This window comes from Bacteroides helcogenes P 36-108, assembly GCF_000186225.1.
In the GTDB taxonomy this organism is placed as follows: domain Bacteria; phylum Bacteroidota; class Bacteroidia; order Bacteroidales; family Bacteroidaceae; genus Bacteroides; species Bacteroides helcogenes.
The window spans coordinates 3,369,083-3,391,391 of record NC_014933.1 but is presented as its reverse complement, the minus strand read 5'-3'; the positions used below and the strand labels follow the sequence as shown (position 1 = coordinate 3,391,391).

General features: G+C 40.9%; 24 protein-coding genes, 1 tRNA gene and 4 pseudogenes. 20 read left to right on the top strand and 9 right to left on the bottom strand.

Annotated features, from left to right (window positions below):
- Nucleotides 1-178: 178 nt before the first annotated feature.
- From BACHE_RS14035 to rplT, 11 genes are all read left to right on the top strand, one after another.
- On the top strand, nucleotides 179-1,192 hold the full coding sequence (locus tag BACHE_RS14035; RefSeq protein ID WP_013548366.1) for a hypothetical protein: 1,014 nt from the start codon (nucleotides 179-181) through the stop codon (nucleotides 1,190-1,192).
- Nucleotides 1,193-1,216: 24 nt separating this feature from the next.
- Nucleotides 1,217-2,170, top strand: a complete 954-nt coding sequence (locus BACHE_RS14030) for a DUF3869 domain-containing protein (protein WP_013548365.1) — start codon at nucleotides 1,217-1,219, stop codon at nucleotides 2,168-2,170.
- A gap of 71 nt (nucleotides 2,171-2,241) precedes the next feature.
- Nucleotides 2,242-3,402, top strand: a complete 1,161-nt coding sequence (locus BACHE_RS14025; protein ID WP_013548364.1) for an OmpA family protein — start codon at nucleotides 2,242-2,244, stop codon at nucleotides 3,400-3,402.
- Nucleotides 3,403-3,515: 113 nt separating this feature from the next.
- Nucleotides 3,516-4,265: a YjbH domain-containing protein gene (locus BACHE_RS14020; protein WP_041579449.1), complete on the top strand. Its 750-nt coding sequence runs from the start codon at nucleotides 3,516-3,518 to the stop codon at nucleotides 4,263-4,265.
- A 126-nt stretch (nucleotides 4,266-4,391) separates the two neighbouring features.
- Nucleotides 4,392-4,817 carry a Holliday junction resolvase RuvX gene (ruvX, locus tag BACHE_RS14015; protein ID WP_013548362.1) on the top strand — a complete coding sequence of 142 codons (426 nt, stop codon included), beginning with the start codon at nucleotides 4,392-4,394 and terminating at the stop codon, nucleotides 4,815-4,817.
- Nucleotides 4,818-4,828: 11 nt separating this feature from the next.
- Nucleotides 4,829-5,386, top strand: coding sequence for a peptide deformylase (def, locus tag BACHE_RS14010; protein WP_013548361.1), 558 nt, complete (start codon nucleotides 4,829-4,831; stop codon nucleotides 5,384-5,386).
- Between the two features lie 115 nt (nucleotides 5,387-5,501).
- The gene (locus BACHE_RS14005) at nucleotides 5,502-7,553 is read left to right on the top strand and encodes a tetratricopeptide repeat protein (protein WP_041579448.1); all 2,052 of its coding nucleotides are present in this window, start codon (nucleotides 5,502-5,504) and stop codon (nucleotides 7,551-7,553) included.
- Nucleotides 7,554-7,632: 79 nt separating this feature from the next.
- Nucleotides 7,633-9,573, top strand: coding sequence for a threonine--tRNA ligase (gene thrS / locus BACHE_RS14000; RefSeq protein ID WP_013548359.1), 1,941 nt, complete (start codon nucleotides 7,633-7,635; stop codon nucleotides 9,571-9,573).
- 118 nt (nucleotides 9,574-9,691) lie between these two features.
- Nucleotides 9,692-10,306, top strand: a complete 615-nt coding sequence (infC, locus tag BACHE_RS13995) for a translation initiation factor IF-3 (RefSeq protein WP_013548358.1) — start codon at nucleotides 9,692-9,694, stop codon at nucleotides 10,304-10,306.
- Nucleotides 10,307-10,361: 55 nt separating this feature from the next.
- Nucleotides 10,362-10,559 carry a 50S ribosomal protein L35 gene (rpmI, locus tag BACHE_RS13990; protein WP_013548357.1) on the top strand — a complete coding sequence of 66 codons (198 nt, stop codon included), beginning with the start codon at nucleotides 10,362-10,364 and terminating at the stop codon, nucleotides 10,557-10,559.
- A gap of 99 nt (nucleotides 10,560-10,658) precedes the next feature.
- Nucleotides 10,659-11,009: a 50S ribosomal protein L20 gene (gene rplT, locus BACHE_RS13985; RefSeq protein WP_013548356.1), complete on the top strand. Its 351-nt coding sequence runs from the start codon at nucleotides 10,659-10,661 to the stop codon at nucleotides 11,007-11,009.
- A gap of 451 nt (nucleotides 11,010-11,460) precedes the next feature.
- On the opposite strand, the gene BACHE_RS13980 is transcribed toward rplT, so the two are convergent.
- The 5 genes from BACHE_RS13980 to BACHE_RS13960 form a co-directional block, all read right to left on the bottom strand.
- Nucleotides 11,461-12,768 (bottom strand): phenylacetate--CoA ligase family protein, encoded by a 1,308-nt coding sequence (locus BACHE_RS13980; RefSeq protein WP_013548355.1) that lies wholly within the window; start codon nucleotides 12,766-12,768, stop codon nucleotides 11,461-11,463.
- Between the two features lie 22 nt (nucleotides 12,769-12,790).
- Nucleotides 12,791-13,372 (bottom strand): indolepyruvate oxidoreductase subunit beta, encoded by a 582-nt coding sequence (locus BACHE_RS13975; RefSeq protein WP_013548354.1) that lies wholly within the window; start codon nucleotides 13,370-13,372, stop codon nucleotides 12,791-12,793.
- Nucleotides 13,373-13,376: 4 nt separating this feature from the next.
- Complete coding sequence (locus BACHE_RS13970) at nucleotides 13,377-14,969, bottom strand: thiamine pyrophosphate-dependent enzyme (RefSeq protein WP_013548353.1); 1,593 nt, start codon at nucleotides 14,967-14,969, stop codon at nucleotides 13,377-13,379.
- 78 nt (nucleotides 14,970-15,047) lie between these two features.
- Complete coding sequence (gene mltG, locus BACHE_RS13965; RefSeq protein WP_013548352.1) at nucleotides 15,048-16,079, bottom strand: endolytic transglycosylase MltG; 1,032 nt, start codon at nucleotides 16,077-16,079, stop codon at nucleotides 15,048-15,050.
- A 293-nt stretch (nucleotides 16,080-16,372) separates the two neighbouring features.
- Nucleotides 16,373-16,570 (bottom strand): hypothetical protein, encoded by a 198-nt coding sequence (locus BACHE_RS13960; RefSeq protein ID WP_041579447.1) that lies wholly within the window; start codon nucleotides 16,568-16,570, stop codon nucleotides 16,373-16,375.
- 510 nt (nucleotides 16,571-17,080) lie between these two features.
- Here BACHE_RS13960 and BACHE_RS18015 point away from each other — a divergent pair.
- From BACHE_RS18015 to BACHE_RS13940, 3 genes and pseudogenes are all read left to right on the top strand, one after another.
- Nucleotides 17,081-18,377: pseudogene (locus tag BACHE_RS18015) on the top strand (DNA methyltransferase); the annotation flags it as partial.
- 175 nt (nucleotides 18,378-18,552) lie between these two features.
- On the top strand, nucleotides 18,553-18,759 hold the full coding sequence (locus BACHE_RS13945; RefSeq protein WP_013548351.1) for a hypothetical protein: 207 nt from the start codon (nucleotides 18,553-18,555) through the stop codon (nucleotides 18,757-18,759).
- Nucleotides 18,760-18,867: 108 nt separating this feature from the next.
- Nucleotides 18,868-19,284 (top strand): hypothetical protein, encoded by a 417-nt coding sequence (locus tag BACHE_RS13940; protein WP_013548350.1) that lies wholly within the window; start codon nucleotides 18,868-18,870, stop codon nucleotides 19,282-19,284.
- A gap of 10 nt (nucleotides 19,285-19,294) precedes the next feature.
- Here the strand turns inward: BACHE_RS13940 and BACHE_RS13935 are convergent, their stop codons facing one another.
- Genes BACHE_RS13935 through BACHE_RS17170 form a run of 4 tightly spaced genes read right to left on the bottom strand, consistent with a single transcriptional unit; the run spans nucleotide 19,295 to nucleotide 20,675 of the window.
- Nucleotides 19,295-19,564: a hypothetical protein gene (locus BACHE_RS13935; protein WP_013548349.1), complete on the bottom strand. Its 270-nt coding sequence runs from the start codon at nucleotides 19,562-19,564 to the stop codon at nucleotides 19,295-19,297.
- A 9-nt stretch (nucleotides 19,565-19,573) separates the two neighbouring features.
- A complete protein-coding gene (locus tag BACHE_RS13930; protein ID WP_013548348.1) occupies nucleotides 19,574-19,891 on the bottom strand; it encodes a helix-turn-helix domain-containing protein in 318 nt (105 codons plus the stop codon).
- Nucleotides 19,892-19,893: 2 nt separating this feature from the next.
- Nucleotides 19,894-20,238, bottom strand: a complete 345-nt coding sequence (locus BACHE_RS13925) for a type II toxin-antitoxin system RelE/ParE family toxin (RefSeq protein WP_013548347.1) — start codon at nucleotides 20,236-20,238, stop codon at nucleotides 19,894-19,896.
- A 53-nt stretch (nucleotides 20,239-20,291) separates the two neighbouring features.
- The gene (locus BACHE_RS17170) at nucleotides 20,292-20,675 is read right to left on the bottom strand and encodes a helix-turn-helix domain-containing protein (RefSeq protein ID WP_013548346.1); all 384 of its coding nucleotides are present in this window, start codon (nucleotides 20,673-20,675) and stop codon (nucleotides 20,292-20,294) included.
- A gap of 160 nt (nucleotides 20,676-20,835) precedes the next feature.
- Between BACHE_RS17170 and BACHE_RS13915 the strand changes: the two genes are divergently transcribed.
- The 6 genes and pseudogenes from BACHE_RS13915 to BACHE_RS13900 form a co-directional block, all read left to right on the top strand.
- Nucleotides 20,836-21,024, top strand: a complete 189-nt coding sequence (locus tag BACHE_RS13915; protein WP_013548345.1) for a hypothetical protein — start codon at nucleotides 20,836-20,838, stop codon at nucleotides 21,022-21,024.
- 364 nt (nucleotides 21,025-21,388) lie between these two features.
- Entirely contained in the window at nucleotides 21,389-21,586 is a 198-nt protein-coding gene (locus BACHE_RS13910; protein ID WP_041579446.1) for a hypothetical protein, read from the top strand.
- 11 nt (nucleotides 21,587-21,597) lie between these two features.
- A pseudogene (locus BACHE_RS17165) lies at nucleotides 21,598-21,779 on the top strand (DUF3873 family protein).
- 77 nt (nucleotides 21,780-21,856) lie between these two features.
- Nucleotides 21,857-21,929, top strand: a tRNA-Val gene (locus BACHE_RS13905).
- 32 nt (nucleotides 21,930-21,961) lie between these two features.
- Nucleotides 21,962-22,048, top strand: a pseudogene (locus BACHE_RS18010) (ASCH domain-containing protein); the annotation flags it as partial.
- A pseudogene (locus BACHE_RS13900) lies at nucleotides 22,024-22,308 on the top strand (terminase large subunit); the annotation flags it as partial. The pseudogenes BACHE_RS18010 and BACHE_RS13900, both read left to right, overlap by 25 nt.
- Between the last annotated feature and the right edge of the window lies 1 nt (nucleotide 22,309).

Sequence of the window (22,309 nt, the reverse complement as noted above, 5' to 3'; positions counted from 1 at the left end):
AACAATTGCGACTTTATCATACAAATATGCATGAACTGCAATACATCAGAGGCATGATTTCTCCATAGTTCCTCCGTAGTTTCTCCATGTAAAGTACCATAAACACGGGGAAACTACGGAGAAACTACGGAGGTATCATGGGTTTGGTATGATGCAGAGCTGCTCAAAACACCTTTTCGTGGACAAGATTCTACATTCGTATGCCAAGTTGGGTTTACCGGAGGAAAAGCCATGCCGGATCATTGTCCTGGATAACAATGTGCCTCAAATCTCTCTTTACTATCACCCCGTGAAAGGTGATACCGTGTCGAACGCCGAACGCCGGGATTGGAACGTCAGTTACGATTTGGGCGGTACGTGGAAGCAGGCTCGGAAAATAAAGACGGGAAATCGCTCTTTGTTTAAGGTTGACGTTTTGATATATCCGCAACTCTATTTTAAAAATCTGATAATCACCCAGATTTATCAGATATGCTTGGAATTCAGCCCTACTGTCGAGGTCTCTTTGTGGAAAGGTTCCAAACTGACAGCGCAAGTTGTGCTTCCGGTATATAATGACGGATATAATGGTGCGATGGAGAACGTGCGTTGGGGGTATCTGACTTTGGAACAAAATGTACGCTTGCCGCACAATATATGGATGAAGGCTGTTGCCGGGGTATTTGATGTCAATAGCTATGGGGTTGAGCTGAGTGCGTTCCATCCGCTAAAAGATGAACGCTTTTCTCTGGCAGGAAAGTTTGGTCTGGTAGGGATTGGCTATTTTGAGAACTTTGCCTCTTTCCATTATAATGGAGAAACAAGATGGTATTGGTCTGTGGGAGGCAATTTTTATTGGCCTAAATACAATACGGAATTCAGACTTCGGGCAGAACAATATCTGCTGAAAGACGTAGGCGTGCGGGCGGAAATGATGAGATATTTTAAATACGCTGCAATAGGTTTCTATTTGGCGGAGTCGAATAAGGCAAGATATAACGGGGGATTTAAAATATCCATTGCACTTCCTCCTTATAGACAAAAGAGGAACGGGCATTTGCCAAGGGTATCTACCGGTTTTGGTACGGGGATTACTTACAATGCCGGGAATGAATCGGAGTATTATTTGATGCCGCATTCTACTGCTGATGACAATGAATTGAAAAAGAACCAATACAATCCATATTTTATAGAATCAGAATTAGTAAACTAAGTTTAATTTTTAATTAATTAAAAAATGAGAAAAGTTAATTTTTTGAGCAGTCTGAATACTAAATTGGTATTAGCTGTGTCTGTGGTAGCCGGTTTTGCATTAACTGGCTGTACAAAGGAAGATTTCAATGTAAATGTTCCTAATATTAATGTTACTGTACCCGAAGTGACAATTCCGGAGGCTGAGGCCGGTGTAGCTTATGTGAACCTGTCCGCAACTTCTGCTAATGGCAATACGTTGGATGGTGTAGTATTTACAGATGAAACCGGTGCTGCGTTGGAAGCTTCTGTTGCATACAAAGCTGCTGCAACTTTTAAGGTATATGCTTCTAAAGACGGATATACTACGGTTGTCAAGACTGTAAATGTACCTGCACTTCAGAAGGGTGCATACGTTGTTATTCCTGTAAACTTTGTACTGGAAGCAGTAGCGGAAGATGTTGCTGTTGAAAACGGAGAAAAACTGAGTGAAGAACCTATCATTAGCGACCCTGTTGAACAAGTATTTACAGGAGAATTTGCCGCTGGTACAGTTATTGTAAAGGAAGTACCCGTTCCCGTAGGTGGATATGTAACACCCGAACAAAAAGCAGCTCTTTTGAGTGAGGTTGACGCTTTGACAGGTCCTGACACCCGTGCCACTTTGTCTGATGAAGAAAAAGCTAACTTGATGACAGCTCAAGGACTTCTTCGTGACAAAATCAATGCTCTTCCTACAACTGCCAAGACAGGACTGCAATCCATTGCTTTCACTTTGACTGAAGCTGCGAGCAGTGTAACCTTTAATGTTACCACTCAACTGGAAATTTATGCTGCAAAATTGACTGCAATTGTTGCTGACAAGAGTTATAGTGTAACTGGTGAACAGACAATCCCCGCAGCCAGCTCTATCGAAGCTACTGCTGAAGGTGTGGCAATCGATCATAGTCATGGTCACGGCGATAGCACAAATGCCGGTGGAGGTATTGGCGGTAAATAAATTAAATGAATAGACATTGTTATATTGTCTGTCTTTAAGAACGAATTATTTACCCTAAAAAAGAAGAAAAAATGAAATATAAATTTTTAGTATTGTCTCTTCTCTTAGCTGGTGTAGGTGTCTCTGCCGATGCTCAGGAGAAAAAAGAAGCCGGCGATAATATATTCGTCGGTGCTGGAGTAGGTGCTATGACCGTCTTGAATGATGGAATAAATTCACCGACTCTCAACATCAATGTGCAGATAGGTAAGTATCTGACTCCAACATGGGGCGTGCGTGGCGTTGTCAGCGGCGCATGGCAGAGTCTGGAAACACAGTCCACCGGTTACAGTGCATACTGCAAGAAATTTGGTGAGATCAATCTGGACGCTATGTTGAATCTGAACAGCTTGTTTGGTAACAAAAATGTGAACCGTGCTGTGGATGTGTATTTGTTCGGTGGTCCTACAATGAACATTGGCCGTGCTGTCAGTGGTTCTATCAACTACACCGGTTCTGACGTTACTTTGACTCCGGGTACTACCACCACCATTCCTATGGATAAGAATATCTCTTTTGCAGCCGGTGATGCTAAAGTACGCATTGGCGCAACTGTAGGTTTGGGATTGGCTTATAACCTCAACGAGAAATGGGCTATCAACCTCGAAGGCCGTTTGGGTGTAACCCCTTCTCTCTTCGGTACTGGAAGCGATTGCCGTAAGGCTGAAGCTACCGCCCGTCTGAATTTGGGCTTTGCCTATACTTTCGGTGGCAAGAACTTTGCAAAACCATGTGATGTTGATGTTGATGCTCTTAATGATGAAATCAACAGATACAGAAGCGAACTTGCACAGTCACAGGCTGACTTGGCTAACGCTAAGAATGCATTGGCTAACGCAAAACCTGCTGAAACTAAGGAAGTTGTTAAGGAAGTTCAGGTTGCCGGTCCTCGCGCCATCTTCTTCAAGATCGGTAGTGCCAAGATTGATGACTATGGCAAGGTTAACATCCAGTTGGCTGCTAAAACTCTGAAAGGCAATTCTGATAGAAAGTACAAGATTGCAGGTTACTGTGACAAGGCTACCGGTAGTTCTTCTTGGAATCAGAAGTTGTCTGAAAAACGTGCCCAGGCCGTTTACGATGCTCTGATTGCAGAAGGTGTTGACAAAGACCAACTCGAACTCGTAGGATTCGGCGGTACTGAGAACATGTTCGGAAAGAACTTCCTGAACCGCGTGGTTATCCTGGAATAATGCATGTCAAGATGCAATAGACTCTAAAAAGAAGGCGTCTGGATTTTTCAGACGCCTTTTTTCAATGAGAGACTTGATGCTGCAAGGCATTTTCTGATTCAAACTATTATGTAATGATGAAGTTTAAACGACTTTTTTTCATACTGTTTTCCTGCTTGTCGTTGGAGGCATCCGCCCAGTTGACGTATGGAACCACAGGACTCCTGCATGCTCCCTCCGCCGAGATGCAACGTGACAAGACCGTCATGATTGGCGGTAATTTCATGAACAGGGAACTGACTCCTCCCACCTGGTATTACCATACTTACAATTACTTCCTGAATGTCACCATATTCCCCTGGATGGAAGTGGCATACACTTGCACCCTGTTCAAAGCCGAGGCACTGGGACTGGCGCCCTACGGATACACGGGATTCACGAATCAGGACAGGTATTTCTCCCTCCGCCTGAGAGCCTTGAAGGAGGGGCAATTCTGGAAGCACATGCCGGCTGTGGTATTCGGAACTTCCGATCCTTACACGGAATCGGGAGACGGGCAAATTTCATCGACAGACGGGAACGGCTATTTCTGCCGTTTTTATGTGGCCGCCACCAAGCATATCCCTCTGGGCAGGGAAGAAATAGGCGTGCACCTTTCTTATCTTTATAACAAACGGAATGAATACAAGCTGAACGGGCTTGCGCTGGGCGTCACCTATAATCCCACCTTTCATCCGCAATTGAGGCTGATAGCCGAATATGACTCCAAGGATTTTGCTTTGGGAGCTACCTATTTATTGTTCAACCATCTGCACATACAGATGGAGATGCAGAAGATGCGGTATTTCACAGGAGGACTCACTTATAAGATTTACTTAAAATAGAGGAGTAACTGGATATAGAGAATGATGGGAAAATGTGGGTGTCTGATTTATCAGGCATCCTTTTTCTGTATTATAGTTAGGGATTGACGGAGAATTCAAATATTAATCGTAATTTTGCAGTCCATTATGAGTAGAATAATAGCTATCGACTACGGACGGAAACGTACGGGAATAGCCGTCAGTGATACATTACAGATGATTGCTAACGGTTTGACAACTGTGCCTACGCATCAGTTGCTGGCTTTCATTATTGATTATGTGGCTAAAGAGCCGGTGGAACGTATCTTGGTGGGACTTCCCAAACAGATGAATAATGAAGTTTCGGAAAATATGAGGAATATTGAACCATTTGTTCGTTCATTGAGGAATAAATTACCTGATATGCCGATAGAATATGTGGATGAGCGCTTTACGTCCGTCTTGGCACATCGTACAATGTTGGAGGCCGGGCTGAAGAAGAAAGACCGGCAAAACAAAGCATTGGTCGATGAGATTAGCGCTACTATTATCCTACAAACTTATTTGGAGAATAAACGTTTTAGTAATCTGTAATAAACTTAAAAATGATTTTACCCATTTATGTGTACGGCCAGCCCGTATTGAGAAAAGTGGCGGAGGATATCACTCCGGATTATCCGAATTTGAAAGAGTTGATTGACAATATGTTCGAAACCATGGATAATGCCGAAGGCGTAGGACTTGCCGCACCACAAATCGGTTTGCCTATCCGTGTTGTGGTCGTCAACCTTGATGTCTTATCGGATGATATGCCGGAATACAAGGACTTCCGTAAGGTGTATATCAATGCCCACATTTTGGATGTAGCGGGAGAGGAGGTGTCTATGGAAGAAGGATGCTTGAGCTTGCCGGGAATTCATGAGTCGGTGAGACGTGGCGATAAAATTCGTGTAAAGTATTTGGACGAGAATATGGTAGCCCATGATGAAGTTGTTGAAGGTTATTTGGCACGGGTGATGCAGCATGAATTTGATCATTTGGATGGGAAGATGTTTATCGATCATATATCTCCGCTTCGCAAGCAGATGATTAAGGGGAAGTTGGGTAGTTTGTTGAAGGGAAAGGCGCATTGTTCCTATAAAGTGAAAGTAGTAAAGAAATAGTAACCGTATAAGTAAGGTATAAAAGGCTCAAAAAATATAAAAAGTATTCTGTTAATCCTGTGAAGTAAATGAAAAACGTTATTTTTGCTTCGTTTACAAGCATTTATAAGACAAGATGATGAAAAAAATACTGACAGCTCTTTTGCTGTTGCCTACACTGCTGTATGCACAAATAAATACGGAACGGGTAATGACTATCGCCCGAAATGCATTGTATTTTGAAGATTACGTACTTTCCATTCAATATTTCAATCAGGTAATTAATGCGAAGCCTTATTTATATGAACCTTATTTCTTTCGTGGTTTGGCGAAGGTTAATCTGGATGACTATCAAGGAGCAGAAGCCGATTGCAGTGCGGCTATCCAAAGAAATCCATTTGTGGTTGGAGCCTATCAGATCAGAGGTTTGGCGCGTGTCAGGCAAAATAAGTTTGACGGTGCGATAGAAGATTATAAGACTGCTATCAAATATGATCCTGAAAACGTGGTGCTTTGGCATAATCTTACTCTGTGCCATATACAGAAAAAGGATTATGGCGAGGCAAAAGAGGATTTAGGCAAACTCCTGACAATTGCTCCTAAATATACACGTGCATACTTGATGCGTGGAGAAGTGTCTCTGCAGCAGAAGGATACGCTACGGGCCTTGCAGGATTTTGAGAAGGCCATCGAAATGGATCGTTATGATCCGGATGGATGGGGAGCAAGAGCCATTGTGTATCTTCAGCAGGGGAAATATAAAGAAGCAGAGGCGGATTTAGACCAGTCCATTCATCTGAGTGCTAAGAATGCCGGTAATTATATTAACCGTGCGTTGGCTCGTTTTCATCAAAATAATTTGAAGGGAGCTATGAATGATTACGATTTGGCATTGGATATAGACCCTGATAACTTTCTTGGACATTATAACCGTGGTTTGTTACGTGCACAGGTAGGGGATGACAATCGGGCAATTGAAGATTTTGACTTTGTTTTGAAAACTGAACCGGATAATATGATGGCCACTTTCAATCGTGGTATATTACGATCGCAGACCGGTGACTATCGTGGTGCTATCAATGACTATTCCAAGGTAATCAATGAATATCCTAATTTCTTGGCGGGGTATTATCACCGTGCTGAAGCCCGGAAAAAGATAGGTGACCGAAAAGGAGCAGAACAGGATGAGTTCAAGATCATGAAAATGCAAATTGATAAACGCAATGGAGCTTCGGTTGTCCGGAATAAAAACATGGCAGATAATGATAATACTTCTGATAATTCGGGGGAGGAAAGGGGGAAAACTCGTAAAAAGTCAGATAAAAATATGGACAACTACCGGAAGATCGTGATTGCAGATGATTCGGGGGCAGAACAACGCTACAAGAGTGACTATCGCGGACGCGTGCAAGACCGGAATGTAGCCATTAAATTTGAACCGATGTATGCTTTGACTTATTATGAGAAGCCAAGTGACGTGAAGCGCATAGTGCATTATTACAAATTTATTGATGAACTGAACTATATGAAGCTTTTCCCGAAGCCATTGCGTATTACCAACATGGAGGCTCCGTTGACCGAAGAGCAGGTACGTTTTCATTTTGCTTTGATTGACGCCCATACTTCGGATATCGTGGCTGATGACAGAAATGCCCAAAAACGTTTTATGCGCGGGTTGGATTTCTATTTAGTTCAGGATTTTGCCAGTTCCATTGATGATTTTACACAAAGCATCCTTTTGGACGATACTTTCTTCCCGGCTTATTTTATGCGTGCTTTGGTGCGTTATAAGCAGCTTGAATATCAAAAAGCCGAAGCTGCGATGAATGATGGCGCAACATCCGGTACGGTTGCTGAACCTAAAAGGGCGGAAGTAAAGGCGATAGATTACGAAATTGTGAAAAAAGATTTGGATCATGTAGTCCGATTGGCTCCCGATTTTGTTTATGGCTATTATAATCGCGGTAATGTACTTTCCTTACTGAAAGATTATCGTGCCGCTTTATCGGATTATGACAAGGCGATAGAATTGAATCCTGATTTGGCGGAAGCTTATTTCAATCGGGGATTGACGCATGTCTTTTTAGGGAATAATAAGCAGGGGATTGCAGATTTGAGTAAAGCCGGTGAACTTGGTATTGTATCGGCATACAATATTATAAAGAGATTTACAGCAGTGCAGGAATAACATTTTTTTGCTAAAAAATAGAATATCAATAAAGAATTAGTTATTTTTGCGTTCTGAAATTTGAAATATACATAACATTATGATAAAGATAACTTTTCCAGACAGCTCTGTTCGTGAATATAACGAAGGAGTGACAGGACTGCAAATTGCAGAAAGCATCAGTTCACGGTTGGCACAAGATGTGTTGGCTTGTGGTGTGAACGGAGAGATTTATGATTTGGGGCGTCCTATCATGCAAGACGCTGAAGTTGTTCTCTATAAATGGGAAGACGAGCAGGGTAAACATGCCTTTTGGCATACCAGTGCCCATTTGTTGGCCGAAGCCTTGCAGGAACTCTATCCGGGTATTCAGTTCGGTATCGGTCCTGCCATTGAGAACGGATTCTATTATGATGTAGATCCGGGAGAAGCAACCATTAAGGAAGCGGATCTGCCTGTCATTGAGAAAAAAATGGCTGAATTGGTTGCAAGGAAAGAAGCTGTTGTCAGAAAAGATATTGCAAAGGCAGACGCATTGAAGATGTTCGGTGGTCGTGGAGAAACCTACAAATGTGAGTTGATTTCTGAACTGGAAGACGGCCATATCACTACTTATACTCAAGGTGCATTCACCGATTTGTGTCGCGGCCCTCATCTGATGACAACCGCACCTATCAAGGCTATTAAACTGACTTCCGTTGCCGGTGCTTATTGGCGTGGGCAGGAGGATCGTAAAATGATGACGCGTATTTACGGCATTACGTTCCCGAAGAAGAAAATGCTGGATGAATATCTTGTGTTGCTGGAAGAAGCCAAAAAACGTGACCACCGCAAGATTGGTAAAGAAATGGATTTGTTCATGTTCTCTGATACTGTGGGCAAAGGACTTCCGATGTGGTTGCCGAAGGGTACTGCCTTGCGTATCCGTTTGCAGGACTTTCTGCGTCGTATTCAGGCCCGTTATGATTATCAGGAAGTAATGTGTCCGCCTATCGGAAATAAATTGCTTTATATCACTTCCGGACATTATGCCAAATACGGTAAAGATTCATTTCAACCCATTCATACACCGGAGGAAGGAGAGGAATACTTTTTGAAGCCGATGAATTGTCCTCATCACTGCATGATTTACAAAAACTCTCCTCGCTCTTACAAGGATTTGCCTTTGCGTTTGGCTGAGTTCGGTACGGTTTGTCGTTACGAACAAAGTGGTGAATTGCACGGATTAACCCGTGTGCGTAGCTTTACTCAGGATGATGCACATATTTTCTGTCGTCCTGATCAAGTGAAGGATGAATTCCTCCGTGTAATGGATATTATCTCTATTGTGTTTCAGTCGATGGATTTTGAAAACTTTGAGGCGCAGATTTCTTTGCGTGACAAAGTAAACCGTGACAAGTACATCGGCAGTGATGAAAATTGGGAGAAAGCGGAGCAGGCAATTATTGAAGCGTGTGAAGAAAAAGGATTAAAAGCCAGAATAGAGTATGGCGAGGCTGCTTTCTATGGCCCTAAACTTGACTTTATGGTGAAAGATGCTATTGGCCGTCGTTGGCAGTTGGGAACTATTCAGGTGGACTATAATTTGCCGGAACGCTTCCAGTTGGAATATACAGGTGCTGATAACCAGAAGCACCGACCGGTAATGGTTCATCGGGCGCCATTCGGTTCTATGGAGCGTTTTGTAGCCGTTCTTATTGAACATACCGCCGGCAAGTTCCCCTTATGGCTGACGCCGGATCAGGTAGCTATCTTGCCAATCAGTGAGAAATTTAATGATTACGCTCAGGAAGTGAAGCTATTCTTAAAAAAATATGATATTCGTGCAATTGTGGACGAACGCAATGAGAAGATTGGACGTAAAATTCGCGACAATGAGATGAAGCGTATTCCTTACATGTTGGTTGTAGGCGAAAAAGAAGCTGAAAATAAAGAAATAGCAGTTCGTAAGCAGGGAGAAGGTGACAAGGGAACGATGAAAATAGAAGAATTTGCTAAAAAAATAAGCGAAGAAGTTCAGAATATGATAAATAAATGGTAACTTTGCGCCCAATTGTAAAAGCATAGCATACAATAGATGTTCTAAAGACCGCTTTTACTGAATAAAAAATAATTTGGGAGTAATAAAAAAGAAACAAACCGGAAGTAAACGTTATTTAATGAAAAATGACAGCTTAAAAGGGCAACATCGGATTAATGAACAGATCCGTGCCAAAGAAGTCCGTATAGTGGGCGATGAAGTGGAAGCAAAAGTGTATCCGATAGCACAGGCATTAAGACTTGCCGAGGAGCATGAAGCAGACCTCGTAGAGATTTCTCCAAATGCAGACCCCCCTGTTTGTCGTATTATTGATTACTCTAAATTTCTTTATCAGTTAAAGAAACGCCAGAAGGAGCAGAAGGCAAAGCAGGTGAAGGTGAATGTGAAGGAAATTCGTTTTGGCCCTCAAACTGACGATCATGACTATAACTTCAAACTGAAACATGCCAAAGGCTTTTTGGAGGATGGTGACAAGGTAAAGGCTTATGTGTTCTTTAAAGGTCGTTCCATTTTGTTTAAAGAACAAGGCGAGGTATTGCTGCTTCGTTTTGCCAATGATTTGGAAGACTATGCGAAAGTAGATCAGATGCCGATTTTGGAAGGTAAGAGAATGACTATTCAACTTTCTCCTAAGAAGGGTGCTGCTCCTAAGAAGCCCGTTGCTATAAAACCTGCAGAGAATGCATCTAAGGTGGTTTCTACGGAGAATGAAGATGAAAAAGAAAATGAGTAACGCCATAGGTATAGTGCGTTGCCATATAATTTAAATAATTTAAAAATAAAAAAAGATGCCAAAGATGAAAACTAACTCCGGTTCTAAAAAGAGATTTACTCTTACCGGAACAGGTAAAATCAAAAGAAAGCACGCTTTTCATAGTCATATTTTGACTAAGAAAACTAAGAAGCAAAAAAGAAACTTGTGTTACTCTACACTTGTTAGTGCAACAGATGTAAACCAAGTGAAAGAACTCTTAGCAATGAAGTAAACAAAAAGCGTACAAAGTATTAAAGTTATTAACCGAATGCATTAGCTTTAAGTCCGCTACATGAAGTAATGGCGCTAACATTCAAAAACAAGTAAAACTATGCCAAGATCAGTAAATCATGTTGCTTCTAGAGCAAGAAGAAAGAAAATTTTGAAATTGACCAGAGGTTACTTTGGTGCAAGAAAAAACGTTTGGACCGTAGCCAAGAATACTTGGGAAAAAGGTTTGACCTATGCGTTCCGTGATCGTAAAAATAAGAAGAGAAATTTCCGTGCTTTATGGATTCAGCGTATTAATGCTGCCGCACGTTTGGAAGGACTTTCTTATTCTAAACTGATGGGTGCTTTGCACAAAGCAGGTATTGAAATCAATCGCAAAGTGTTGGCTGATTTAGCGATGAATCATCCGGAAGCTTTTAAGGCTATCGTTGCTAAAGCAAAGGCTGCATAAGCAGTCATTGATAAAGTAATAAGATGCTGACTATTTTCAAATAGTCGGCATCTTTTCTTTATAAAGAGTGGGAAAAAGTATTGAGCTTGGAATAAGATAAAAATATAATATTGTTTTTTCTTGCTTCTTTCATATAAACTTCTTACCTTTGTTATAGAAAAGTATAGCCGCATTGATTGGATTGGGAAACTCATCAATTTTTATGAAATACCGAGACAAGTTTCGCTTCTCAATGGCGGGCCACGCCCTTCGGGGTAACTCTTGAGTCAGTGGATTACAAAGAGGACGAGCTCTCAAATCATGTCATACGGAGTTTCATCACATCATCGGTGCGGCTTTTCATAAGAAAGGGACGGTAATCTTGGTTGGTTACCGTCCCTTTTTCTTTTTACGTATGTCCTCTATCTGTTTTAAGAGTTTAACAAGCTTATTTTGAGAGTAACTTGAGAATTTATTTGTTAGCCCTTAAATCTTTTACTCTGATAGCTTTTCCTTCACTCTGAGGTAATGAACCTTTCTTTACTAAGCGTAATTGGGGAGTTACCAGAATTTCATCTCTTAACTGCCGGGTTATTTCCTTACGTATCTTTTCCAGCTCGATGTAGTTGTCGGTAGAAAGATCACTAAGCTCGGCTTCCACAATCATCTCATCTTGATTATTGGCTGTCTCAAGTGTAATTAGATAATTACTCCCCAAGATGGGAAATTGTACCAATACTTTTTCGATCTGCATAGGAAAGATGTTAACCCCTTTGATGATAAACATGTCATCACTGCGTCCTTTGATGCGATCAATGCGAAGATGAGTACGTCCACATGGACATTTTCCAGGCAAAATGCGGGTCAGATCCCGTGTGCGATAGCGTAATAGGGGCATCATTTCACGATCAAGAGTTGTGAGTACCAATTCTCCAATTTCACCTTCAGCGACAGGTTCTCCGGTTTCCGGATTAATGATTTCAACAAGGTAACAATCTTCCCAAAAATGCATACCGTTTTGTTCTGTACATTCAAAGGCTACACCGGGACCATTCATTTCGGTCATGCCAAAGCTGTTATACGCTTTTACACCAAGCATGTGTTCAATTTTTCTGCGTTGTTCATCTGTATGCGGTTCTGCTCCGATTAAGAGTGTTTTCAGGCTTGTTGAGGTAGGATTTATACCTTCTTCCTGAAATACTTCTGCCAATCGGATGGCATAGCTTGGTATTGCGTGCAAGGCAGTTGTCTTGAAATCCATGATAAACTTTATTTGTCGTTTGCTGTTTCCGGCTGCCGCAGGGACTGTCAATGCTCCCAAACGTTCAGCACCATATTGAAAGCCCAGGCCTCCGGTAAACATGCCGTATCCGGAGCTGTTTTGGAAAACATCTGTTTTGCGTACGCCTGCCATATAGAGACAGCGGGCGACTAAATTAGCCCAGGAGTCTAAGTCGTGCTGTGAATGAACGATGACGGTTGGAGTGCCTGTCGTACCGCTGGAGGAATGAATGCGTACTCCATCTTCACTCATATTGCCCGATACCATTCCGAACGGGTAATTGGCACGCATGTCTGCTTTTGTGGTGAAAGGAATTTTGCGTATATCTTCTACGGTCTGGATATCATCAACTGTAATGTTATGTTCTTGAAATACTTTATTATAGTAGGGGGAATGAGCAGCGATGCCGATAGTCTTTTTTAATCTCTGGAGTTGCAGTTCGCGTAATTTCTCCCTCGGCATGGTTTCGATATCTTCTTCCCAGTATTTGTCGTTCATGGTATTTGATTGGGTTTTGAATTTATATCAGTTTTTCTGCTATTTCTTTACCGGCAGCCAATGCTTTGAGATTCATTTCTACAATAGCTTCTCCTTTGCGTAGGAAAATTTCGTGGATACTGTTTTGTATTTTTATATAATCGATTCCAAGGAAAGGGATTGTGGCCCCTAATAGCACTATATTGGCTACACGTGTGGAGCCAACTTCTTTGGCTACTTCATTCACATTCAGCACAATTTTGTGCGGCAGTTTATTGATTTCTCTCTTTATATCTTCTTCATTCGGGTAATTGGGAATGTTGATAAAAGGAACTTCATTGGTTACCAACCAGCCTTCATGGTTCAGATATGGAAGGTAGCGCAGGGCTTCCATGGGCTCCAGGGAAATAATCAGATCGCATTTTCCTGTTGGAATAAGATCGGATGCTATGGGTTGGTCGCTGATACGTAGATTGGATTGTACATCGCCACCACGTTGGCTCATGCCGTGTACTTCCGCTTGCTTCATGTATAATCCGTCTTTCAAGGCTGCTTTACCGATTACTGTGGCAATAGAAAGAATCCCTTGTCCTCCTACACCCGAAAGTATAATATCTTTTTTCATGGCTTTACTTGTTTCTTTTTTTACGTGCTAAGGTTTGAATACATTCTCTACGTGGAATAATGACAGATACTCCACGATATTCAATTTCTTCGCGGATTACTTGTTTCATTTCATTGTAGTTCTTTTTTAGAGGAATTAATGTGCGGATGTGTTCTGGCGTTACGCCAATACCTGCACAAATGGCTTCGATGCGTCCTGTGCCGGCTGAATCTTGCCCTCCTGTCATAGCAGTCGTTTCATTATCGGAAATGACAATGGTTACATTGGCATTTTCATTGACACAGTCCAGCAAACCGGTCATTCCAGAATGAGTGAATGTAGAGTCTCCGATAACGGCGACTGCCGGATGCACTCCTGCATCTGAAGCTCCTTTTGCCATTGTAATGGAAGCACCCATATCCACACAGGAATCGATCGCATTGAACGGGGCGTTGGCTCCCAATGTATAACATCCTATGTCGCTGAAAACTTTATGGGTAGGATATTCTTCTCTTAAAACTTGGGTAAGTACGGTGTACATATCGCGGTGGCCGCAACCTTCGCATAATGCGGGTGGGCGCATTTCTACTAAAGAAGGAACGCTGAATGCTGCTTTGTTTTCTTTACCGACTGCACGTGCTACATTGTCCGGATTCAATTCTCCATCTTGTGATAATGTGCCGTCCAAACGTCCTTTTACCGTTATACCGATACCTAAGTAGCCTTTCAATTGTTTTTCAACAAATGGTTGGCCATCTTCCAATACCAATATTTCATCACAGTCATCTGTCAATTGCATTAGTTGCTTTTTGGGGAGAGGGTATTGGCCGATTTTCAGTACTGGATATTCGCAGCCGTCAGGATAGTTTTCCATCAGATAGTTGTAACCGATGCCGCATGCTATGATCCCCAGCTTTTTATTGGGGCCATCAATGTATTTATTATATGGAGAATTTTCGGATGCTTTAATGAATTCATTCTGACGTTGTAAAAGGGCTTTGTAGCGTTTGCGTGCATTTCCTGGCAGCAGGATGAATTGGCGTGGGTCCTCGCTGAATGAAAGGGTGTTTTGCGGTTGCTGTGGCTTGCGCTCCACGCCGGAACGTGAATGTGCAAGACGCGTAACCATACGGATTAACAATGGTTCGCCTGTTTGTTCTGAAAATGCGAATCCGTTATATGTCATATCGTATGCCTCTTGCTGGTTGCTGGGTTCATACATGGGAATTAGCGAAAAATCCCCATAGAAGCGGCTATCCTGCTCGTTTTGAGAAGAATGCATACTTGGATCATCGGCTGCAATTACAATCATACCGCCTTTTACACCTGTTATGGCAGAGTTAATAAAACAATCGGCGGCTACATTCATGCCCACATGCTTCATGCATACTAATGTGCGTTTACCCGCAAATGCCATACCTAAGGCAGCCTCCATAGCTGTTTTTTCATTGGAGCACCAACGGTTATGGATGTTCTGTCTATCTGTAATAGACGCCATCTGGATATATTCTGTGATCTCTGTTGAAGGAGTGCCGGGATAGGCATATACACCTGAGAGTCCGGCGTCTAATGCAGCTTGTGCAATGGCTTCATCGCCAAGTAAGAGTTGCTTGCTCATTTTGGAATATTTAAGTGTTAGTCATGGATTAAATTAATAAACGCAAATATAGGATTTTGCTTTTGTTTTATACAAAAGTTACTTGAAAATCTTTCTTTCGTTTAATGCATTCCAATATTTTCTTGCATTTTTCATGTGATCGGTGTAATTGGAAGCGAAATTGTGCGTGCCGGAGAAGTCTTCTTTTGCACACATGTAGATGTAGTTGTGTTTAGTGTAGTTTAATACTGCATCCAATCCTATGGGGGAAGGAATTCGTATAGGGCCAGGAGGAAGACCGGTATTTTGATAGGTATTGTAGGGGGAATCAATGGTCAATTGGGCATTGGTGATTCTCCGTAGTCCAAAATCTTGTAATGCGAATTTGATAGTGGGGTCTGCTTGCAAAGGCATATCTGCATGCAGACGATTAATATAGAGTCCTGCAACCATTGGCTTTTCCTGATTATTATTGGTTTCTTCTTCGACGATGGAAGCAAGAGTACAAACCTCTGCTGGTGTCATGCCTATGGTGGTAGCTTTTTGTAGCCGTTCTTGGTTCCAGAATTTCCGGTGCTCTTTTTGCATACGATTGAAAAAATCCTCAACACTCATGTCCCAATAGACTTGATATGTTTCCGGAATAAAAAGACAGGCCATAGTTTCCTTGTTGTAGCCTAATTGCTTCTGGTAAACAGAATCGTTCATAACTTTGGCAATTTCTGCTGAGTCAATCATTAGTTGCCTGCCCACATTGCGAGCTAATTTATCCAATGTACGTACACTGCCGATAGTTAGATTCATAGCCTCTTGATATCCTCTGTATAAACGGTTGAATACATGATATACATTCTCTCCTGGATGAATAGCGTAACGTCCTGTATGTATATTTTGGGAATATTTTTTATGTTTTACTATCCAGAGAAATCCTGTGAAATTTTGGGGATTTCCTTGAATTTTCACCTTTTTACAGATGGAGTCGGCTGTATCGTTATGATCAATATAGATAAATACTGTTTTTTGAGGATGAAATTGGGGAGCAAATAGGTAGTAATATATTATTCCTGCAGAAATTAATCCTATTAATAGGAATATAGCCAGTCCTCCGAGAAATATTTTTTTCTTTTTCATGTATGTTATGATTATTAGATTGTGGCAAAGGTAGAAAGAATAAGTGAAATTTGTTGCGTTCGAGTGAAAAATCAGTTTTAAGAAGTAAATAAAAAAAGAGATGTTTTAAACATCTCTTTTTGAGCCGCTAACCAGACTTGAACTGGCGACCTACGCGTTATGAAGTCTGTAATGAGCAACCTCCTATTGTGCTGATAATCTTTTTAATGCGCTCTTTATTCCAGGTGTAGGAAAACACAATCTACTATACATTTGCCACTTTGTCAGTGGAATTGAAATGTTAATAATACGGTTTATATTGTCGGTTTAGACCCATTGCTGATTTTAGGAGTTGGGTCATATTCCGCTTCTTTTATTCTTTTTGCATCCTCATCTTTGAGGTACTTGTTTCTTATCTCTTTGATGTCATTTGTCATTCCCCATACTTTGAAGAAGAGGATGATTTGCAGGACTCCGAATACGAGGAGTACGATGGTTAGAAAGTCAATCATAATCTTAAATATTTAGTTTGTTATTTAATTCGTTGAATACATCAGGATTCTCAAATTCTCCCCAATGGAATTTTCTATATACGTCCCGGTCGAAGCTGTCTTTCTTCTCATACACAATCAAACCTTCCTTATCGCATAAGACGGAAACACTCGATGCCCTCTTCCTGCTTGAATTGTTAGCTGCCGAATGAAGTCTTTATTTTCATACCATCTCATAGAGTTTAATAACGGTTCTAATAATTGGAGTTCCACATCATGCTCGCACTCTATAACTATTCCTTTAGGCAATGTCGGGGCGTATAGCTTTGACAAGGTTTCTGTATTGAATCCTTTTGCTCGTATCATACGCAGAAGTTCTGAATAATCCTCGTTGCTCATAGACCATCCGTTTACCCCTTGAAAGTTCTTTCTAATAAGTGGATGGCTGGAGAAGTATTTATCTTCTCGGAGGTCTTTCAGTGTGATGTGAGGGATTTCTATCCTATTACTTATATATGTATTGCTGTAATAGTGAAAGAATGTGTGTCTCGTCCTGAAAACAAGGACGACTATTTCCTTTTGTGGCACGACTTGGAAAATGAACGGAAGGCTCTATGCGATGCAATAGCCGGCTGTAAGGCTGTATATGGCTCACAGGATGATGATGAAGCCGACAAGGTGATAGCGGACTTCAAGGACGGCCGTCTGAAATATCTGGCCGCCAAACCTGAGATGTTGGGTGAAGGCCTTAACTTCCAGTACCACTGCCATAAGGCAATCAGGTTTATTGATTATCGCTTTAATGACAAGTTTCAGGCAATAGCCCGTATTTACCGCTTCATGCAGCAGCATCCGGTTGACCTCTATCTCGTCTATGCTGAAAGTGAAGGTGAGATATACAAGAGCTTTATGCATAAATGGGCGCAACACCGTGAGATGGTAGCCAAGATGACCGGTATAGTCCGTGAAAACGGTCTGTTCGGTTTACAGGCCGAGGAAAAGATGATGCGGTGGATGTTCGCCAGCCGTGAAGAGAAGCCCGGTAAACTTTGGAGAGCTATCAACAATGACAATGTATTAGAATGTCAGAAAATGGATAATAATTCCGTTGACTTGATAGTAACAAGTATTGTTTGGGCTATACAGAAATGTGCAAGGACGGCTCGAAGATGGGTATCGGTTGTCCGGAATATGTGCTTCTTTTCCGTAAGTTGCCTTCCGATACCTCACGAGCTTATGCAGATTTGCCTGTGACTAAGGATAAGAGCGAATACTCGCTTGCCCGTTGGCAGATAGATGCCCATGCAAGCTGGAAGTCGTCCGGTAACTCACTGTTGAGCTATGAGGACATGAAAGGTGCGGGTATCGACAAGATACGCCACCTGTTCAGAAACTACGAGCATGAACATATCTACAACTATGAAGAACATGTTGCCTTTGCGGAAGAATTGGAAGCTTATGGGAAGTTACCTAAGACATTCATGGCCGTTGACCCGGTAAGCAAAAAACCGTGGATATGGGACGATGTTACCCGGATGCGAACGCTTAATACTAAGCAGTCGCAGAAGAAACGCCAGAATCACATCTGCCCGCTTCAACTCGATATTGTGGAAAGATTGATTGAACGGTATTCCAATAAAGGAGATTGGTATTTGACCCGTTCGGAGGTATCGGCACTGTACCTTATTGTGCCATTAGACTGGGACGTAAAGGGCTTTCTACCGAACTCAATTACGATTATTGGAAGGACAGCCTTTCATACCTCTATGAAGCTGAAATGGAAGTGAGTGCCCCGACATTGTTTGATTTGTTGGATGATGCCGTATGAAATACTTGATTTTAAAGCAAGAGATAATCACGGGTGATTCAAAGCTTGTTATCTGTGAGGAACTTGAGACTTCCGATTTAGAGAAGTTCAGGGACGAGATAAGGAATGCGATGCATTGTGACAGGGTGCTGTTGACGTATTGCGAAGTTTAATAATGTCATCATAAAAAAATAATATGGAAATAAAGAAAGTCATTGATTTGGCAATGGAGCAATTTGAAGCCGAATTCGGTCAGGATGCAAAGTTGGAAGATGGAGAAGAGTTTGCTACAGTATTTAGTGATGCAGTTGTGATTATCGGCTTGAATAATCGCAAATTAAGTGTAAGAATATTAGCTGGTAAGCCTTATTTCGTAAATCAAAGTTTGAATTTAACGGAATAACCAATCATAATATGAGAAAAGGTGTAATTGTTAAATACGTTGACAGAAGAGGAGTAACGGTAAAAGCTGTTGCTCTCGATGACGAGCAACATTCTAAATTCAGGGATTATGGAAAAGTATTCCTCCGGGTATTGGACGATGATTGTAATTTCAGGGGAAGAAAGCGCTTTGACATCACCGCTATTGAAAGACAAAAGCCTTATCCGTGAAATCTATGGAATATTCATTGAGTTACTGAATGAGAAGGGATGCCCGCCAAATGTTGACAGTGTGACACAGCGGAAGAAGTTTATATTCATCATCTTGTATCTGTTTTCTCCAAGCTCTCTTGCCGGCGGGAAAATGACTGCCGGACTACGACCTGAAATCGCAAAGGTTCTTGGCATCCAGTCTGAATGTACAATTTCCGACAACTGTGCTGATGTCGTGTTTCTCTATCAGAATTATGGGGATTTTAGTAGAGATATAGAGTATCTTTACACCGAAATCGTAAATCGGTTAAGATTCAAAGGGCTAATCAATTGAAAGCCGGGGTTTAGTGCTCCGGCTTTTCTATTCTCAAATGGTCAACTACGCTTTGCAGCCTTTCCACATCTTCAGGATTGAATATAAATTCGTCAAAATCTCCGTATATGCTCCGATGTCCGAATAAGTACTTTACTGCATGGATAATGCGTTTGAATACATTTCTTTCAGGCTTTAGGTGCACGCTACAATATACTTCTTTCTCATCATCGAAATAAGACATAATCATCTGATGTTCGATGCTGTTGCATTCGCAAATAAATAGTTCTTTTTTATCCATAGTTGGTTATTACCATAATGCTACTTTTCCCAAAGAACCTAATTCAAGGTTAGCGGATTTTACTCCCATAGCTTTAAAAGCTCTTACTATTGTAGAGAAAGTAACGCTTTTTCCGCTTTCTATCTTGGAAATTTGAGCCTTTTGAACTCCCATGAGTTCTCCGAGTTGCTCTTGTGTAAGATTCTTCGATTCTCTTGCCTGTTTGATAGCTTCTCCAATGAGGAAGTTATTTATATCTGTTTCGTATTTGTTCCGTCTTGGAGTACCTTTAGCACCTACTACGGCATCTAACATTTCTTCGTGGGTATATAACTTCATTTTAGCCATGACTATTTATTTTTAGAGTTAAAGTATTTTTTTCTTATTTCTTGTGCTTTCGCTATTTCTTTCGGTGGTGTCTTTTGGCTTTTCTTTGTAAATCCGTGAGTAGCCACTACCAAAGTATCGGTATCTGTGTCCCAAAATGCAAGCAACCTGTATGCCATCCCGTTATATATGGTTCTGAACTCCCATATATCCGTATTGTCTAATTTCTTAAAAAGTTCCTTATCTAAAACAAGCATACTCTTTCCGATATTATAGGCTATTTTGTCTCTAACTTTCTCGTTCAGAGATTGAAGAAACTCTATTGCTTCTTGCATATAGACTACTTGAAATTTCGGTTTTTGTTCCATTCTATTGCTGTTTAATGTTGCAAATATAATTAAAGTTTCCGTTATTGGAAACTTTAATAGGCTTTTTCTTCTATCTCAGCCACAATTTTCTTTAACTCCTCTATTGTATTGGCTTTGTAGAAGTCTCCTTTGTGTTGGATTAGGGCGGTGAGTTCATCTTTATCTATATTTATTTCATCAGCAAAAAAATCTCCAACCTTACATCCTATAACATCTGCTATTTTCTGTAATGTTCCTACTGTTGGATTTCTACTAAGGTTCTGGGCGAGCGTAACTCTTGTTATTCCCATTTTTTTTGCAACGGCTTCCATTGTGAAACCCCTTTGCTTGATTATTGTCTTTACTTCCATGTGCGTATGATTTAAATCAGTTGCAAATATAGCTGTAAAAATTGAATAAGCAAATGAAAATTGGCTGTTTTGATTGAATATAGTCATTCTTATTAAAATATATTTAGATTATAATCATACTTATATGTTTTCTGTTAATATATGATAATAATCATGCGATTATAACATATATTTGTTTATTGTATGATTTTAATCATTGCATTTGCATCATCAGAAACGAAGTAATAACAATTAAAACATATAAGATATGAAGGCAACAAGTTACATGAAGCAGCATAAAGCTAATGAGTTTTACGTAAAGAAGTCAAGAGATTATTATATGGTAATAGATGGTTATGATAAGAACATGGCATCTTTAGAAGTGAAAGAAGAAGCAGCTAATAAGGTGGCAGCAGAACTCAACGAAATGAGAGTTAAGAGATTAAATATAGCATAAGTTTAATCCAGCAGGGCGAAAGCCCTGCGCAATAAGAAGATTATGATTAAGTCAATTAAAGTAAACGGTGAAAGTACAAGAGTAGAATACAATGTTTTGCACAGTTCGTTATTAGAAGACAACTCAATGCCTTCACAAAAATATAAAGGCATAATGGCTATTTGCAAGATATTTTAAAATTATGATTAGCATTGATGGTAAAGAATACAACTCGATGAAGAGATTTATCCAAGACGGTGGCGGTTACTCTGAGAAATGGCTTGGTAAAGGTGGTATTTGGGTAAGTAGCGAAAAGAAACTGATAGAATCATTTTTGAATTAAGTTTAATCCGGTAGCCTTCGGGCTACCACAATACACACGATTATGAAAGCGGATTTAGTTTTAGTTATCAGCCCTGAAGCCCCATTGATGAAGCAACTGGGCAAAGTATTGGGTAAGTTATGTTCTATGTACGACTTTACCACTATAGAGAGGGGTGAAAAATATGTCACGATACAGCATGATGAAACTGGGCTTATAGTGGCTTATACGAGTGAAGAAAGATTGAATGCGAAACTTTAAATATAGTGATTATGAACTCTATTAACGACGAAAGAGGTTGCAGCGTATGCCAACCCGGTAAAGAGAATTACACTACCTACACTACCAAGTTGACCAGTACGACTATCGCACTGAAAGTGGTGAACTTTTTGCCTGTTGTGCGCCTACCTTAGAGGCGTGCAGAGAAAGGCGTGATAAATGGCTTAGTTCATGACAATAAACCGATTGTCGTGTATAACGATTGAAGACATTTCGTTATCTTTGGCTGTGGTTGTACCTTTGAGGTACAATCGCGGGGTAGAGCCGTGGTCAGCTCGCTACTTTGACTTGGTAGAGGTCGGTGATTCGAATTCATCCCCCGCAACTATGAATATTAATTTAAAAAACGACACGATTATGAACATTCTCACATTAAGTATCAAACAGAAGTATTTTGATGAAATCTTGGCAGGTACTAAAACTCACGAATACGAATTTATCCGGTAGAAAAAGGTGCAGGCTCTATCGTGGCAGGGATAGAGAAAGCCAAAGAGTTCAATATTTTCGTTACTGAACGTTCTTACAATCTCCAAAACGAATTGAGAAAGTATGTTTGGGATAAGGACAAAGACGGAAGATATATAAATCAACCTGCGGACGGTCAAGCTGACCACCTATGCGATGCCTTTAGGTATTATGTATATGGGGTTATTCTTGGCAAAATTCAGAAGCCGAAAGATTTAACAGGAATATTCACACACTAAA